Consider the following 16,700-nt stretch of genomic DNA (forward strand, 5'->3'; position numbering starts at 1 on the left):
TAAAAGCTTCCGTAGAAAAAATGTATACAAGCTAAAGTCATTAATGGCAGAACAACAGCGCAAATCCAGTATTGGCAAAAGGAACATGCCGTTTAACCAATAAAAAACTAAATAAAGGTGGTGATAGCACGATAAAGTTAAGGCGAATGGCTGTAATTATAGCCATTATTGCACTTGGCCTGGTATTATGGTGGCAGGGCCCGGGTAACCGGCAAAGCGTGCTGAATCATAATGATGGAGCTAAAGAAGTAGACAAAGACGGGGCGGCGGAGCCTAAACAAGACCTTGAAATGTATGCGTTAAACATTAGCAGGCCACTTAACAGCAAAGAAAAAAAATCTCTCACCGAACAGGTAGATTGGATGGGTAGCCTAAACGGTGAGATTTTGCTGGTACGGGCCAGCGCCGGACAAAAGCAAGCGCTGCAAAAACTGCCCTATGTTAAAAACCTTACAGAATACCTTCCTGAACAAAAACTGAAAGGCTTGTCGCAAAACGAGCCAAAAGACAGCCATCAAACACCAGAAAACAGCAGTGGCAATACTCAAAAAAATGGTTCCCAGCAGGAAGTTTACACTGTAACCTTAACCGGGGCGGGAGACAAACCCGACGCATTACAGCTGATAGAAAGCCTGGATGGACGGGTGCTGGATGGCGCTGCGGGTGAAGGGCGCTACTTGAGAATAGAACTGCCCGGCGCTGCGGTCGGTAAACTGGCGGCTTCCCCGTTGGTACTGTATGTGGAAAAGTACGACCGGCCTGAATTTTTAAATGACCGGGTCAGAGATATAGTGGGGGCCAGGCCCCTGGCTATCCCGGATTTTATAACTCCCGGCGGGCTTAACGGAGCCGGGCAAATCATCGGTCTGGCGGACAGCGGGCTGGATACCGGCTCAATTACCAATATTCATCCCGATTTGCAAACCGGACCGGACGAAAAGCCCCGGGTAACCATGCTTAAATCCTGGGCCGGAGTTGAGACGCCGGCGGATACCATCGGACACGGCACCCATATGGCGGGCACCCTGGTTGGCAGCGGCAAGGCCTCCGACGGCAAATATGCCGGACTGGCTCCCGGCGCCGGCCTGTATTTTCAGGGCATTGTGGACAAAAACGGTAATACCGCCCCGCCTTTGGACCTGCAGGAACTTTTTGGACCGGCGTATAGTGCGGGTGTTCGCATTCATGTGGATGGCTGGGGTAAAAAACAAAATACATATGACAGCACGGCCGCTCAAATAGATGAGTTCGTGCGCACTCATAATGATTTTTTGGCCATTTTCGGCGCGGGTAATTCCGGTCCCCAGACGGATAGCCTTACTGCGGAGGCCAACAGTAAAAATGCCCTGGTGGTCGGGGCTTCGAACAGCTCCAGACCGGCGTTTGAGAGAGATATGGGTGACGCCGGTGAAGTAGCAGGGTTTTCCAGCCGGGGTCCCGCCGGTGACGGGCGTATCAAACCGGAACTGGTGGCTCCCGGCACCTCCATAATTTCTACAGCCTCCCGGCTGGTCGAGGGGAACCTGGATGGCCGCTCCGATTACACGGTGATGGATGGAACCAGTATGGCTTCAGCCGTCACAGGCGGTGCCGCGGCACTGCTGCGCCAGTATTTGCAAAACTATACCAGATTTAATGATCCCTCGGCGGCTCTAATGAAAGCTGTCTTAATCAACGGCGCGCAGCATTTGGAGGCGGACCTCCCGGCGGCCGGTTTCGGCCAACTGGATCTGGGCAGCACGGTTATAGCCCTGCAAAACCAACTTTTTGAGCTGGTGGACGATAAAAAGGGATTGGCTGCCGGCGGCAGCAGGACCATAGGAAAGAAAATCACATCCGCCGGGGCCCCGTTTAAAGTTACTCTGGCCTGGACAGACCCTGCGGCGGCGCCGGGCGCCGCAACAACTCTGGTTAACAACCTGGACCTGGAGGTTATCGCCCCGGACGGAAAAACATATTATGGAAATGACTTCGACCGCCGGGGCAAAAAGGATAACAGCAACAATGTGGAGCAGGTTTATATACCCGATCCCCAATCCGGAGAATACAAAATCGTGGTGCGCGGCCGGTCAGTTGTAGAAGATGCCTCAACGGAAAGCGGGCTGACTCAGGACTTTGCCCTGGTTTTCGGCCAGCCTCCGGGCCGGGAGACGGTTAACGGAGAAAAAGGGATTTCTTTGCCACCTGAAACCATATCGGCTGTTGATGACCATTTGCTGTCAGCCGGTGAAAAAATCCCGGCCGGCGCTGATGTTTATCGGTTGGAAGCGACTAATGATTCCCGCCTGGCATATGTTGTGGGCCGCACCTGGCAGGCCACCGGGATTAAGGAAATGGAAGATAAAGAAAAAGAAATTTTATTGCGGGTTAATCGTGATTACCGGGAAGGTGGTTATGTTATCAATCCGGAGGCTAAAAAAGCCCTGGTTGTCAACGGCCGTGCCTCGCCGGCAGGACAGACGATTACCCCGGGCAGCAGTGTAACGGCTTATATCAACCCCCATGACCAAACCATCTGGCAGGCGCATGTTACCAGCCTTGAGAACGAGGGTGTTCTGGCCGGGGTTGACCGGGAAAAGGGGCAAATTGAACTGCTGGAGGACCGGCAAATTTTCAGTCTGGCCCGGGAAGCCTCAATAGATTTTTCCGATGTCATAGTAGACGGTGATGCGGCCGATTTGCCTTTTGGCGCTGCCACCACCGCGGACCTGGACAATCTTTTGCCCGGTATGCCGGTGCAAATTACTTCGGGGGTTGATGAACTGGTTTATCACCTGACCGTAAAACGCTACCTGGCTCTGGGGCATATAGCCGGAGTGAACCGCGACGCAGGAAATATAACTTTATCCTCGGGTAAACGGTATCACGTTATGGCAGGCATATCCATCGCCAGGGATCAGCAGCCGGCTGCACTTGATTCGCTGCAAGAAGATGATCTGGTCATGCTCAATCTGGCGCCGGGTTCCACTGAAGTGCTGGGTGTTACTGCTTTCTCTGATGTTAGTTACGGTCAGGTGATTTTTGCGGAAGAAGATACGCTGTATTTAATGGACAGCAACAAAGGTTTCAGATATTTAATTTTATCTCCCGAAACCCGGCTGTACAGATGGGGCATGCCCGCGGGCATTGCTATATTAAATCCCGGCCAATGGGTACGGGTTGCGCGGGATCCCTCCGCGGATACGGTATGGCGGGTGGATATCGCCGAGAGCGCTAAAAAAGTAAAAAGCGTCTTTAAATCCTATACCTCCGGGCAGGGAATGAAGCTTGACAACGGTCAAACGTTAATGCTTAGCTCATTTGCCGCGGTAACTAAAAATGGCTATCCTGTTGAATTCAGGGATTTGCTGCCGGGAGAACAGGTTGTAGTTTCTGCTCTTTATACGCCGGACGGCCGGCAGGTTGCCGCAAACCTGGAAGCGGAAACCCGGAAAGGGGTCGCGCCGCCGGAATTAAAAATAATATCCACCGTGCCATATGAAGAATTTTCTATGGTTACCGGTCAAACCTCCGCTTCCCGCCTTTATGCCCGGTATCCGGGAGGCGATGTCAGGGAGATTGAAATTAACGCTTCCGGGACATTTTATTACCCGATCAAAGCCGGCGAGGAGGAAGACATTCAACTGGTGGCCGTGGACGGGACAACCGGCGGGGTGGCCGGACTTCAGCTAAATCTCGCCCGGCAGCGGAAAGGATTTACCGATATCGGCGGGCACTGGGCGGAAACAGATATTCGCCACATGGCAGCTCGCGGCATGGTGAGCGGTTATCCGGATGGCACATTCCGGCCGAACAAGGCCGTTACCAGGAGTGAATTTACTGTTTTGCTGTCCAGGCTGTTGGGCTCGGGCAATCTCATGGCAAATTTGCCGTACAGGGATGTAGGGTCCATACCGGACTGGGCGAGGAATGCCGTAGCTCTGTCCTACAGCAGGGGACTGGCCGTCGGCTACGACGATAACACTTTTCGGCCGCAGGCACGAATAACCAGGGTAGAGGCAGCGTCACTGCTGGTTCGCGCATATGCAATACTAAAAGGCCCGCCGGAAAACCCGCAGCAAAAACCACACTACGCGGATTGGGATAAAGTTCCGAATTGGGCAAGAGAAAGCGTGAGCATGTCCGATGCTCTGGGGTTGCTGTCCGGTAAACCCGGGAATTTATTTGACCCCGGTAACTACATTACCCGGGCTGAAACGGCTGCCGCCTTGAACAGGTTGTTGGATTCGGTAATAACCGATGCCAATCAGCCCCGGCAACAGCAGTAGGGGCACCCCTTGCGGGTGCCCGGAGCTATAAGAAGTACGGTTAAGCCAAAAAAAGCAGGTGTTTTGCAAAAACACCCGCTTTTTTTTAATTTCCCAACCATAGTATAATTGTATCCGTATCTGCTTCCTGGTCCCAAGCCTTTAGCTGCGCCTCAATAGTGGCCAGCTTAACCTTTAATTCTTCCTGTTCCGCCGGGCCGGAGCTTCCTAGCTGGCTTGCCAGTTCTTGGTATTGTTCAACCTTTTCTTTATAGCGTGCATTAATATCGACCGGTTGGGCGTCATTGTTCAACACCTGTCCGAGCTTTTTAAGATTATCCAACAAGTCGTAGGACGAACCGTCGTCGACTATTATCTTTAAACTCTCCTGGTTTCCCGCGGGAGTATACTCGGAAGCCAGAACTTCATACGTGGCGTTGCTGCTGTTGATAAGTGCCAGCGCCTGCCGGTGGGCGGCCTGCAAATCATCGACTTTGACATTTAAAAAGATACGGTCTAAAACCCGGTTTTTGTCCGTGCCCAACAGCACATACTGCTGTTGGCCGGCATCTTTGGCCGGAGGTTTGACCGTTCCTGACCCGGCATTGGGATCGGTTTGGCCATCCTTGGTATCGCCCTGTTGCGTTGTATCTTTATTGGCGTTGGCATCGGTATCATTAGTATTATTATTGCTGTCATTGCCGCCGGTCTGCTGTGTTTGGCCGGGGTCTGCCTGCACATCGCCCGGTTGATCATCCGGCTCCGTTTGCTTGTTCGTTTCGTTTTCCGGTGGTGAGGTTGTGGGTACATTTTGCTCAAAGTTACTCAGGTTGCCTTTGCCGTTGCCGGCCAGCTGCCCCGCCATATTACCTCCCCAATTCAGGTAGGCTCCCGCTGATCCCAGCGTTACCAGCATAAAGGCGGCAGCCACAGCGATACTGCGTTTCCACCTGGTGAACAGGCCTGCTGCAAACGTGCTGCGCTGTTCCGGCAATTGACTCATAACACTGGCGACGAGGCCAGGCGGTGTCTTTATGTCCGGCATTCCTTCCCGTAAAACGCTGCCGATATTTCTCCAGATATCAGCCTCTGCACTGCAAACGTCACAGGTGGCAACGTGTTTTTCAATTTGTCCGGCTGTGGCGGCATCCAATTCGCCATCCAGCCATTCCGGCAGCAGTTGCTGAATTTGCGTGCAATTCATTATGATTCACCTCCCTGCGGTTAATTTTATTAAGGAAGGTTAAGCCTGCTTTTTCCTGCCATTGCAGGCAACCTGGGATAATTGCATTTTCAAAGAGTGACGGGCCCTGCTGATGCGGGATTTAACGGTACCCAAGGTGCAGTCCAGCATTTGGGCTATTTCCTCGTAGGAATAACCCTGCATCTCCCTTAATACCAGCACTGCCCTGTGTTCCTCGGACAATTTCCATAGCGCGGCGTGAACCATACTGCTAAATTCCTTTTTTTCAAAAGCCTCCTCGGGGCTTTCGATGTCTGAGGCCACCATGCGGGGCATTTCACCCTCTCCGGTTTGCACCGGGGAGTCAAGGTATACCTCGGGTTTCTTTTTACGTTTTTCATTAATAGAAAGATTTACTGTAATGCGGTGCAGCCAGGTTCCGAAATCAGCCTCGTTGCGAAAACCGGGCAAAGCACGGTAAGCCTTGATGAACACATTTTGCGCCAGGTCCTGCGCGTCGGCGTAATTGCCGGTAAGTTGGTAGCTTAGTGCAAATATTTTGTCCTGATACATAGTAACCAGTTGTTCAAAGGACCTGGTATCACCCTTTTGGGATTTTGTTACCAGGAGCTTCACGTTATCCAAAGGGACAATCCCCCTCGAGCTCCAGCTCCGGATACTTTTTAGACACCTATGTAAGAGAAAAAGTTCCGACAGCGGGGCACTATTTTAACTATTTTAATAAATACTGGCAAAACTTATTGAATTAAATAATTAATCTAATTAATAATTTACTTTAAAACATTAAATTTATCAAAGGTTACTGCTGCCTGCCTGTCCTGATATTTCAAATATAATAATTAAATTAAACCCGGCCCTTTGCGCTTTCATATTATTATACGCCAATTATCTGCCGGTAAAAAGTTTTTAAATTTTTTTGATCCGGTTTGGAACTTTTCGCAAAAACCATGTGTCTAAAGAAACGGGTGTAAAACAAAGAAATCCAAAATACCCAAACTAACGAAAAATATTAAATGAGCAGAAAAAAATCCAGATGAATGGAACTTTTACGTTTAGCCGTGTGTCTAACAATCGAGTGGCAGATAAAGACATGCACTGCAGGATACAGGAACGAAGATATAATAATCCAGACGGCTCATTTAGATGTCACATTCACAAGGTGAGCAGGCGGCTTGGCCGCTTCTCTATAGCAGCAAGTTAATAAATTAACTGATACCTGTTCAAGGGGGGATGTAAAACTAAAGTAACTTTCATTTAAATCTGGCCGAGGGGCCAAAAATAACAATTTAAGGAGGGAAACTAATTTGCTTAAAGTACGCAGCAAAAGATTTTCACTACTAATGGCTCTCGTGTTCGCGTTCACCATGGTGTTCCCCTGGGGCGCAGCATTTGCGGCCGATTACGATTCCAATGTCCCAGTAGTAGACGATGACAAGATACAGGATCTGGAAACAGTAACAGTTCAACTGGATCCTGGCGAAGTAAGTGAAGGCGCTCGTTTAACCATGCGGTTGCCAAGTGATTTTGAATTTGTAGATAAAGACGGTAATGCAATGACCCAGGCTGATTGGTCAAAAACCAGTGTAGCTGGTGGCGTTTATCAGTATGGTACCAATGGTACGGATGGTATCAAAAATATAATTTCAGTTCCCGAGAATTACCGTGGGGACACCAACGCCTTATGGGGCGCTGGAATGCTTGAAATTAAAAAATTGGCTGACAATGAAATCCAGTTGACTGTTGCTGGTACTCCTGATCCCGGCGCAGATGGATATTTCTCCTTCAAATTAGGCGCCGTGTACGTTGATGAAGGATTTGACGGCGATATCGAGATGACACTTGACGGTACTGGTGGATTTGATGACGGTACACTTACAGTCGGTCGGGTAACCGGTGGCGAAGTTGACATTGATGTAATTGACGCACCCAACTTCGGCGACGACACCAGTGCAGACGACCCTGTGGTCATCAGATTTAAAGAAGACCGGGCCGGCGGTCTGGCTGACGGCGAAGACGAATCCATCAAGCTGGTCCTGCCGGACGGGTTTGAGTGGGCCAACGTATCCGCCAAAGCTGTAGAGAGCCCCTTGTCCAAAGCAGAAGGGTACGTAGCCGATGCAGAGGATTTGATTGGTGATGTTGTAGATAACGATATATTCACTGCCATTAAGAACTCTGATGACGAGGCTGAATTTGATACTGCTAAATCAGATGCTTTAACCGAACTTAGCAATGAGTATACTGCTGCTGGTGCCTTGGGTACCTTAAGCGGTGACAGAGCACAAACTGCTTTAGAAAAGGCATACGATGCGGTAGACGACGTTGAGTATTCTGATATCCAAACCAAAGCTACAACATACGGCGTTGAATCGATCTGGGGCGAGAACCCATTTGAAAATGGCGCTGAACTTTATGTTGATGGCGACGAGTTAATCATTGATACCAGCAGCTTTGATGGAACAAACGAAGATTCTTGCTTCGAAATCAGAGTAGGTATCAAGGTTGAGGATGAAACCGATGCTGAAACCGGTGATGTCATCGCCAAGGTTAAAGGTGAAACCACATGTACGCAAAGCGAAATCGTAGTCGGTACCTACGGTGACTATGATGTAACTATGGAAACCGGTGATGTGCCCACCATTTACGCCGGACAGCTTGAACAAATCATTGCCGATGTCAAGGTTAACGAATCTGTAGCAGGCAGCATGACAGAAGGTCGTTCCCTGCTGCTGACCCTGCCCGCAGGGGCCAAGTGGGGTCAGGACGCTGACATGGACGAAGACGATGATAACAAAGCCAGCTTGGAATATGTAGGCTTGGTTGGTGACGACGGACGTACTGCCAAGTGGAGAGTTAACGGTGAATCCTCAAATGATGCCGGCGAGCTGAAACTGGGCGACATGGAAGTAATGGTTGAGCCCGGCTTTGAAGGCGACCTGGTGGCTGAAGTTGGCGGCACAATGCCCGTCGATGTGGATGAAATCACTCTGGCCAAGGTAGTACCTGCGGTTAAAGTAAGTGCAGAAAAAGTAGACGGCTTAATCATCGGTCGTGACGCCCAGGATGTTGGTGACATTACCATCACCGAAGCCGCTGACGGTCTGATTAAAGACGGTGAAGACCTAGTAATCGATCTGCCGAGAGGCGTAGCATTTACTGGTGAACCTGAAGTTACCGTAACCGAAGGCGACCTGGAAATCGACGATGTAAGCATTAAAGACGACGACAGCGATGAAGATAATCTGCTGGTCATCGGCATCAATGATGCCAGCGCCGAAGCCAGCACCATCGTTATCAGCGGTATCCAGTACTCCTTGGACCGCACCGTTGCTGAAGGCGACATCAAAGTATCCGTTAAAGGCTCTGCCGTTAACGAAGTAAACGACGAAGACGCGGTTAAAGACGAAATTCCCACTGAAGAATGGGATGCCCGTGACATTGACGAAGACGGCGACGATGAAGGCTTAGTCTTCCCGCAGAAAGAAGATGCCGCTGTAGTAGTAAACGCTTCCGTGGGTACTCCCGCACCGACGGATCAGAAGCTGACCACCACCATTACTCTTGGTGACAACGGCAGCTACATCTCCGACGGCCGGATCATGGTCCAGCTGCGTGACGCCGCTACTGCGCTGGGTGTAGAACCGCAGAACATCTTCTGGGATAATGCCACCAAGAGCGCTACCTTTGTTAAAGGCGAACGCGTTGTACAAATCACTGTTGGTGACCCGCAGGTCAAGCTGAACGGCACTGCCCTGCCCACCGACAAGGGCGCGGAAATCAAGGACGGCCGGACCTTTGTATCCCTGTCCGCAGCCGGAGTTGCCCTGAATGCTGTTACTGCCTGGGACAACGACACCAAGACCGCTACCCTGACTGTCAAGTAATTGACTGATTGAAAAATAAATAAGCCTGGGTCTTCGGGCCCGGGCTTATTTTTATCGCCAACATATTGACAAGCATATAAAAACCAAGTAAAGTTAACCTAGTAAACTATTAAGTTAATTAACAAAGGATGGAGGTGTGGATGTGCGGAAAATAATGTTTTTGGCAGCTTTTGTTGTGGTTTTAATGGGGTTTTGCTTTTCCAATGCTTTGGCAGCGGAACAGCCTGATACTTCAATGAAATTATCGTTAAAAGAAGCCATTGACATGGCTGCGAAAAACAATACGGGAATTAAGATTCAAAAGGAAGTGACCGAACAAGCAAAGGACAAAAGGGAAAGCGCAGTCAAGGATGTTAAAAATTTTACACCTGACGGTGGCGCTTCGCCGGAAATTGAAGCGGCATACTCCAGCTTACTGCAGGCCGATTTGAGTTACAATATGCAGCGTAAAGAAATAGAGAACCAAACTGATGAACTTACACTTAATGTGTATGGCAAGTATATGGAAATTAGATCTCTTGAAGAAAAGACTAAAGCTTTACAGAAAACAATGGAAGAAATGGAATGGAAAAAAAATACCGCCCGTGTTCAGTTAGGTGTAGGGGTAATGGCTACTACCAGCATGGTCGGAGTGGATGCCGAACTGCAGCAGGCGCAATCAGATCTGGCAAGTGTTAAAGATGAAATAGACAAAGCATATGTGGAATTGAACAAGTATTTGGGTTTAAACCCGGAAGATCGGCCGGAGTTGACCGATTCCATTCCCTATGAACCCATGGAAGTTGATGATGTAGATTTCGATGCTGAAAGAGCTGTAAATAATAGCATTGATATATGGCAGGCTCTGCAGAAAATTACCCTTGAGAGAAAAGACCTTTTGATGGTAAATAATGATTACAAGGTAGAAAAACACGACATTGATATTGCAGAAATGAATATGACACAAGCTAAAGACGAATTACGCAAACAAGTGCATCTTTTATATCATGATATCAACACTATGCAGGAATCAATAAAGGCTGTAGAACAAGGTATTCAATCGGCTAAAGAAGCATTGCGGGTGAAAAACGTGGAATTCGAAGTTGGTATGGCCAGCAAAGGTGATGTTTTAACTGCTGAAAAAAACCTTGCGAATGCTGAAAAGAGTCTTGTTGAATTAAAGTATAATCATGCGGTGGCAGTGGCCAATTACCGCAATTTTATCGGACGGAGCATTTTGCCCAACGAAAAAGCATAAAAACACAGAGATAATTAGTTTTGATTTTGAGCGTAGCTTACGCTCTTTTTTTATTGTAAAAAAAATTTTGAAAATTAATTTTTGTGGCAGGAATCTAAAATTTAATATTGAAAATAAAATAAATCTTCAAAAAAAAGTTGCAGAGGGGGTGGGTGATATTGACGGAGCGAAAGAGGGTTGGTACATATGAATGACTGCTCACTCAAAAAAGTTGCGATTTTTCGGAATAGTTTTCTATCATAGAAGGAGGTTTTGGGGTGAAAGTTAGAAATAAAAAAATCTGTTTGGCTGTTGCACTAATATTTTTGTTAAACATAATTGCCCCCCTTGGGGCCTTTGCCAGTGATGTTGAAGTATTGGACATACCGGTGGTTGATGATGATAAAGTGCAAAAACTGGGGACGGTGTTTTCAACAGAGTCGCCTGGAAAGGTACAGCCAGATGATAGTGCTATATTGCGTTTACCGGAAGACTTTAAATATATGAATACAGATGATGTAGATGCAGACATTAATGACACTGCCAATGTAATGAGCGAAGATGACTGGAATACTTTAACAGTTGATGGAGTCGAACTTGGAGTGGTTGGCGCAGTATATGCGGGACAGGTTGATTACCATGGTACACAAATACCGGTAGCAATGATTCCGGTGGATAAGTCTGTGAAACTGGGTAATAAAGATACGAACTATTTTGAATGGCCGGTTAAAGTTTCAGGTGAGAAAAACAGTGTTTTTTCTTTATGGCCGGATGGGCACTATCACCTAAACACAGGAATTACTGTCGAAAAATTAGGCGACAATGAAATAAAAATAGAAACGCATGATCTGACTCCTGCTGGTACTCCGCTGAATGACGGATTGGACGGTCCTGATCCCGGTTGTTCAACTTACATGTATGTACACAATGGAGCTATATATGTTGATGAAGGATTTGACGGTACTATATTGGCAACCATTGATGCTCCTTCAGGAAGTAGTATTGCTTCGGGGGAAGTACCTATCGGCCGCGTGTCTGGTGGCGAAGTGGATATCGAAGTAATGGATGCGCCCAACTTTGGTGACGACACCAGTACAGACGACCCGGTGGTCATCAGATTTAAAGAAGACCGGGCCGGTGCCCTGGCTGACGGCGAAGACGAGTCCATTAAACTGGTCCTGCCGGACGGTTTTGAGTGGGCCAATGTATCCGCCAAGGCCGTAGAGAGTCCCTTGTCTGAAGCAGAAGGCTATGTAGCCGATGCGGAGGATTTGATAGGTGATGTAGTGGATAACAGCATATTCACTAATATTAAGAAAGCTGCTGATGAAGCTGCATTTAATACTGCTAAATCAAATGCTTTAACCGAAATTAACAATGAGTATACTGCAGCTGGTGGCTTGGGTACCTTAAGCGGCGACAGGGCAAAAACAGCTTTAGAAGATGCATACGATGCAGTAGACGATATTGACTATTCTGATATCAAAGCTACACCTACGACATATGGCGTTGAATCGATCTGGGGTGACAACCCATTTGAAAATGGTGCTGAACTCTATGTTGATGGCGATGAGTTAATTATTGACACAAATAGCTTTGCTGGAACAAGCGAAGAATCATGTTTCGAAATCAGAGTAGGTATTAAGGTAGAGGACGAAACCGATGCCAAAACCGGTGATGTCATCGCCAAGGTTGATGGCGAAACCACCTGCCCGCAAAGTGAAATTGTGGTTGGCCACTACGGTAACTATGATGTCAAGATGGAAACCGGTGACGTGCCTACCATTTACGCCGGTCAGCTTGAGCAAATCATTGCCGATATCAAGGTTAATGAATCCGTAGCAGGCAGCATGGTTGATGGCCGTTCCCTGCTCCTGACTCTGCCCAACGGGGCCAAGTGGGGTCAGGATGCCGACATGGACAGTGATGATGACAACAAAGCCAGCTTGGAATATGTAGGCTTGGTCGGCGACGACGGCCGTACAGCCAAGTGGAGCGTTAACGGCGTATCCACAAACGATGCCGGCGAACTGACCCTGGGCGACATAGAAGTAATGGTTGAGCCCGGCTTTGAAGGCGACCTGGTAGCTGAAGTGGGCGGTACACTGGCCGTTGACGCGGATGAAATCACCCTGGCCAAGGTAGTTCCCGCGGTTAAAGTAGCTGCAGAAAAAGTAGACGGTTTAATCATCGGCCGCGACGCCCAGGATGTTGGTGACATTACCATCACTGAAGCCGACGCCGGTCTGATTAAAGCCGGTGAGGACCTGGTAATCGACCTGCCGAGGGGCGTACAGTTTGCAGGCGAACCTGAAGTTAAAGTGACCGAAGGCGACCTGGAAATCGACGATGTAAGCGTTAAAGACGACGACAGCGATGAAGACAATCTGCTGGTAATCGGCATCAATGATGACAGCATCGAAGCCGGCACCATCGTTATCAGCGGTATCCAGTACTCCTTGGACCGCACCGTTGCTGAAGGCGACATCAAAGTATCCGTTAAAGGCTCTGCCATTAACGAAGTAAATGACGCAGATGCGGTTAAAGACGAAATTCCCACCGACGAATGGGATGCCCGTGACATCGACGAAGACGGCGACGATGAAGGTTTGGTCTTTCCGCAGCAAGAAGATGCTGCTGTAATAGTAAACGCTTACGTGGGCACACCGGCCCCGGCGGAGCAGAAGCTGACCACCACCATTACCCTTGGTGACAACGGCAGCTACATCTCCGACGGACGGATCATGGTCCAGCTGCGTGACGCCGCTACTGCGCTGGGTGTAGAACCGCAGAACATCTTCTGGGATAATGCCACCAAGAGCGCTACCTTTGTTAAAGGTGAACGCGTCGTACAGATCACTGTAGGTGATCCGCAGGTAAAGTTGAACGGTACCGCTCTGCCAACAGATAAGGGTGCTGAAATTAAAGACGGCCGGACCTTTGTATCCCTGTCCGCAGCCGGAGTTGCCTTGAATGCTGTTACTGCCTGGGACAACGACACCAAGACAGCTGCCCTGACTGTTAAGTAATTATCTGATTGAACATCAAATAAGCCCGGGTTTTAGGCGCCCGGGCTTATTTTTATCAATTGAAAAGTGCAAAAAAACCGGGCATTGCTTGATGTCCGGTTTTTTTGTACTTTTATAACTTTTTTTTATAAAAAGAAACAAAATAGTTATTTTTTGCGTCTAAATACAGTAATTAATTTTGGGGGAGGCACTATATATGTTGAGGAAAACTATTTGCCTGGTTATTTTTATGCTGCTTTGTATTTCTGCCGCATTACCCGCCGTTGCTGCTGAAAACTACAAGGCTGACACCGTAACGCTAAAGTTAAACGATACAAATGCCCTGGTAGACGGGGCCGCACATAAAATGGGGGCTGTTCCTCGCACCATTGATGGTATAACCATGATTCCGCTGCGCTTTATTGCTGAAATTTTCGGCGCACAGATAAACTGGGATACCGGGACAAATGAGATTACTATTAAACAAGAGGATAATACCATTTGCCTGGAGCCGGGCAGTGATAAGGCTGTGATAAACGGCAAATCCCGGGCTATTACCGGGAAAACGTTGGTTGAAAACGACACCACTCTGGTGCCCATGCGCTTCCTGGCGGAAAGCATGAATTACAAGGTTGATTTCGTACCCGCAACCAAGGAAATAAAAATCAAACAACTGCCTCCCCCCAACAAACCACCCGTGGCCAGCTTTAACTTTAGTGAGGACACTGTAGCCCAGGGAGAAACGGTGATCTATGAAGACAATAGTTATGATCCCGATGGTGACCAGATCGTGGAGAAAAAATGGACGGGTAATGAAAGGGCGTTTTTTGCCGCCGGGGAGTACGAGGTAACCCTGGCGGTTAAGGACAGCCGGGGGGCGTGGAGTACTCCGTACACAAAGGTAATTAAGGTAACCGACGAAGTCAAAATGGACAGACTGGCTTATAATTTTCACCATCCCATAGCGGGAGAGCCTCTTGGCAACATAGATATTTCAGTGCTGGACATGAAACAAATTGAACCGGCCGTCAGTATGACCCAGGACCATGTGATGATCAGCAATAGCCCGGAAGTGGTGAGGTCTGACGGTATTTTATACAGTGACACGTTAAGCGGGGAAAACCGGCTGTATTACCACCATATTAACGGTTCAAATGAAAGAAAAAAGGTTTACCTGCTGGCTGTTAACCAGGGCTTAGAACCGGTAAAGCTGACACTTAAAAGGTGGGGTGCCGCCGGGCCGGGCGATCCCATGGGTGTTGGCCGCGCGGCTGCCTATCGCTTGCTGGCTTTTGATCCCCGAAACGTGCGTTTTTGGGAACTTCAACCGGGGGAAATAGCGGTGTTGAATGAAGAAGTGAATAATATCTGCAAGCCGGGTGAGGCAATCCATGGGATGTTTAACGTAGAATCAAATGATGATTTGCTTTATGCCGTAGTGGCTGTTGGTGGTGAAAATCCTTTAACTTTTACCGATCTTGACCACTTACCCGCTCAAGTGGGGAACGACAACCATATCCGCGGCACTTTTAAAATGGCCAATCGTGACATTTCTGTGCAAATTGAAGGCACAGAGCCCGAGAGGTTGGTTATAGCCGATGGCGAGGATGACGGCTTTTTAGGGGGAACTGACAACGGCCTTTTTAGTAAAAACAGCGGCAACTATGGGGTGGTTTATCATATCAGCGTCAAAACCAAGCAGCCGGTGGGAGTGGTATTCTCTCCCCGGGGCGGCGTGTTTGCGGGTGCCGCCAAATGGGACGGAAAAGCTTTCAACCTGCCCAACAAGGGGGCGCTGAGGCCTCAGACGGAGTTTGCTTTGATTGGTGTGATTGAGCCGGGGAAAGCAAAAGTGTTGGAGTTTATCCCGCCGGCCGGGTCATACCTGCCTGTCAATTTAATTTTTATTCCCATTGAGCCCATTGAGGATAACAACAGCGAAAAATAATAGGCCCAAAAGTAACAGGCACCTGTTTCGTATTTTGAAAAAGGTGCCTGTCCATTTTTAAAGTCCGATTATAAAAGCAGATATGTTGTACCGTCAAGATTTTCTTTGGGTTAATGGGTTATTCCGCGGATTCAGGCTCAAAGTATGTTTGCAGCTTCTGAATAAGTGTCGGGTCGCCATCAACTTCAAACTTTTTGTTGAAGTAAGCAAGTGTTCCGTCTTCCTTCCCGGATGCTATGTCCAGCCAAAGCTGTTCACCTACCGTAATGGTGACGGTGGGGCTGTCGGCAGTTCCTTCACCCACGGTGCACTCGCCATCTTTAATAATTACATAATAGCTTCCCGGGTTGCCGTCGGTAATAACGAATTGATAGGTAGTGGAGACGCCTTCCGCTTTTTCAGGCAGGAATCTGGTCTTTAAGTCGTCCAGGTACAATGCAAAGGGAGTTTTGTCGGCATCGGTTTGGCTTGCTGCCTCGTCGGTGGCATTGGTATCATCAGTTGCGTCGGTGTCATCGGTGGCATCTGTATCATCAGTTGCGTCGGTGTCATCGGTGGCATCTGTATCATCAGTTGCGTCAGTGTCATCGGTGGCATCTGCATCATCGGTAGCATCCGTATCATCAGTGACAGTGCCGTCTTCTTCCACAGTTGGATCTTCCGGTGTTGTTGTATCAGTGGCGGTGGTAATGGTTATAATCTGGGTATCCGGGTTCCAGTCAACCTTAGCCCCCATGGATTCACTTACAAAACGCAGGGGAACCATGGTGCTGCCGTTTAGAATCGTGGCTTGGGCGTCAACATCTAATTTTTGACCGTTAACCTTGACATCTCCGCCGATGACCAGTTCAAGAGTGGTATCACCCTTGACGGCTGAAATTGTCTTGGTGGTGGCATCCCATGCTACCTGGGCTCCCAGTGCTTCGAAGATAGCACGCATCGGCACCATGGTGCTGCCGTTTTCGATCATGGGCGGGGTATCGGTTTGGAGTGTCTGGCCGTTTAACATGATGGACGGGGCGGCGGCCTGTGCCGGCACAACGGCAATGGCAAGAACAAACAGCAGAGAAACAACAATAAGCAAATACTTTTTACTCAATTTTTCAACCTCCTTAAAATTAGCATAGATACAATTATTGTTCTGGAATATGGAGCCGAAAAGTCCCTCCTTTCCATTTTAAATCAAATGAATT

Annotated in this window: 8 protein-coding genes; 5 read left to right on the forward strand and 3 right to left on the reverse strand. The window is 48.6% G+C overall.

From position 1 onward, the window contains the following. Positions 1-146: 146 nt before the first annotated feature. A complete protein-coding gene (locus tag BM056_RS18200) occupies positions 147-4,268 on the forward strand; it encodes a S8 family serine peptidase (RefSeq protein WP_092473092.1) in 4,122 nt (1,373 codons plus the stop codon). A gap of 85 nt (positions 4,269-4,353) precedes the next feature. On the opposite strand, the gene BM056_RS18205 is transcribed toward BM056_RS18200, so the two are convergent. Together BM056_RS18205 and BM056_RS18210 are read right to left on the reverse strand one after the other, a co-directional pair. Further along, positions 4,354-5,451 (reverse strand): zf-HC2 domain-containing protein, encoded by a 1,098-nt coding sequence (locus BM056_RS18205; RefSeq protein ID WP_092473094.1) that lies wholly within the window; start codon positions 5,449-5,451, stop codon positions 4,354-4,356. 39 nt (positions 5,452-5,490) lie between these two features. Beyond that, positions 5,491-6,066 carry a sigma-70 family RNA polymerase sigma factor gene (locus BM056_RS18210; protein ID WP_337833527.1) on the reverse strand — a complete coding sequence of 192 codons (576 nt, stop codon included), beginning with the start codon at positions 6,064-6,066 and terminating at the stop codon, positions 5,491-5,493. A gap of 689 nt (positions 6,067-6,755) precedes the next feature. Here BM056_RS18210 and BM056_RS18215 point away from each other — a divergent pair. The 4 genes from BM056_RS18215 to BM056_RS18230 all read left to right on the forward strand — a co-directional run bounded on the left by BM056_RS18215 (position 6,756) and on the right by BM056_RS18230 (position 15,507). Continuing rightward, complete coding sequence (locus BM056_RS18215; RefSeq protein ID WP_092473098.1) at positions 6,756-9,335, forward strand: copper amine oxidase N-terminal domain-containing protein; 2,580 nt, start codon at positions 6,756-6,758, stop codon at positions 9,333-9,335. Positions 9,336-9,477: 142 nt separating this feature from the next. Beyond that, positions 9,478-10,572 (forward strand): TolC family protein, encoded by a 1,095-nt coding sequence (locus BM056_RS18220; RefSeq protein ID WP_092473100.1) that lies wholly within the window; start codon positions 9,478-9,480, stop codon positions 10,570-10,572. Between the two features lie 257 nt (positions 10,573-10,829). After that, entirely contained in the window at positions 10,830-13,580 is a 2,751-nt protein-coding gene (locus BM056_RS18225; RefSeq protein ID WP_092473102.1) for a copper amine oxidase N-terminal domain-containing protein, read from the forward strand. Positions 13,581-13,776: 196 nt separating this feature from the next. Further along, positions 13,777-15,507, forward strand: a complete 1,731-nt coding sequence (locus BM056_RS18230) for a stalk domain-containing protein (RefSeq protein ID WP_238456537.1) — start codon at positions 13,777-13,779, stop codon at positions 15,505-15,507. A gap of 118 nt (positions 15,508-15,625) precedes the next feature. Here the strand turns inward: BM056_RS18230 and BM056_RS18235 are convergent, their stop codons facing one another. Further along, positions 15,626-16,606: a stalk domain-containing protein gene (locus BM056_RS18235; RefSeq protein WP_092473104.1), complete on the reverse strand. Its 981-nt coding sequence runs from the start codon at positions 16,604-16,606 to the stop codon at positions 15,626-15,628. Between the last annotated feature and the right edge of the window lie 94 nt (positions 16,607-16,700).

It is taken from the genome of Desulfotruncus arcticus DSM 17038 (assembly GCF_900113335.1).
GTDB lineage: Bacteria > Bacillota > Desulfotomaculia > Desulfotomaculales > Desulfallaceae > Desulfotruncus > Desulfotruncus arcticus.

What these genes read in the sequence shown, in the direction of transcription:
- BM056_RS18200 (WP_092473092.1), top strand. Translation starts at nt 147, where the DNA reads ATGGCTGTAATTATAGCCATTATTGCACTTGGCCTGGTATTATGGTGG.
- BM056_RS18205 (WP_092473094.1), bottom strand. Translation starts at nt 5,451, where the DNA reads ATGAATTGCACGCAAATTCAGCAACTGCTGCCGGAATGGCTGGATGGC.
- BM056_RS18230 (WP_238456537.1), top strand. Translation starts at nt 13,777, where the DNA reads ATGTTGAGGAAAACTATTTGCCTGGTTATTTTTATGCTGCTTTGTATT.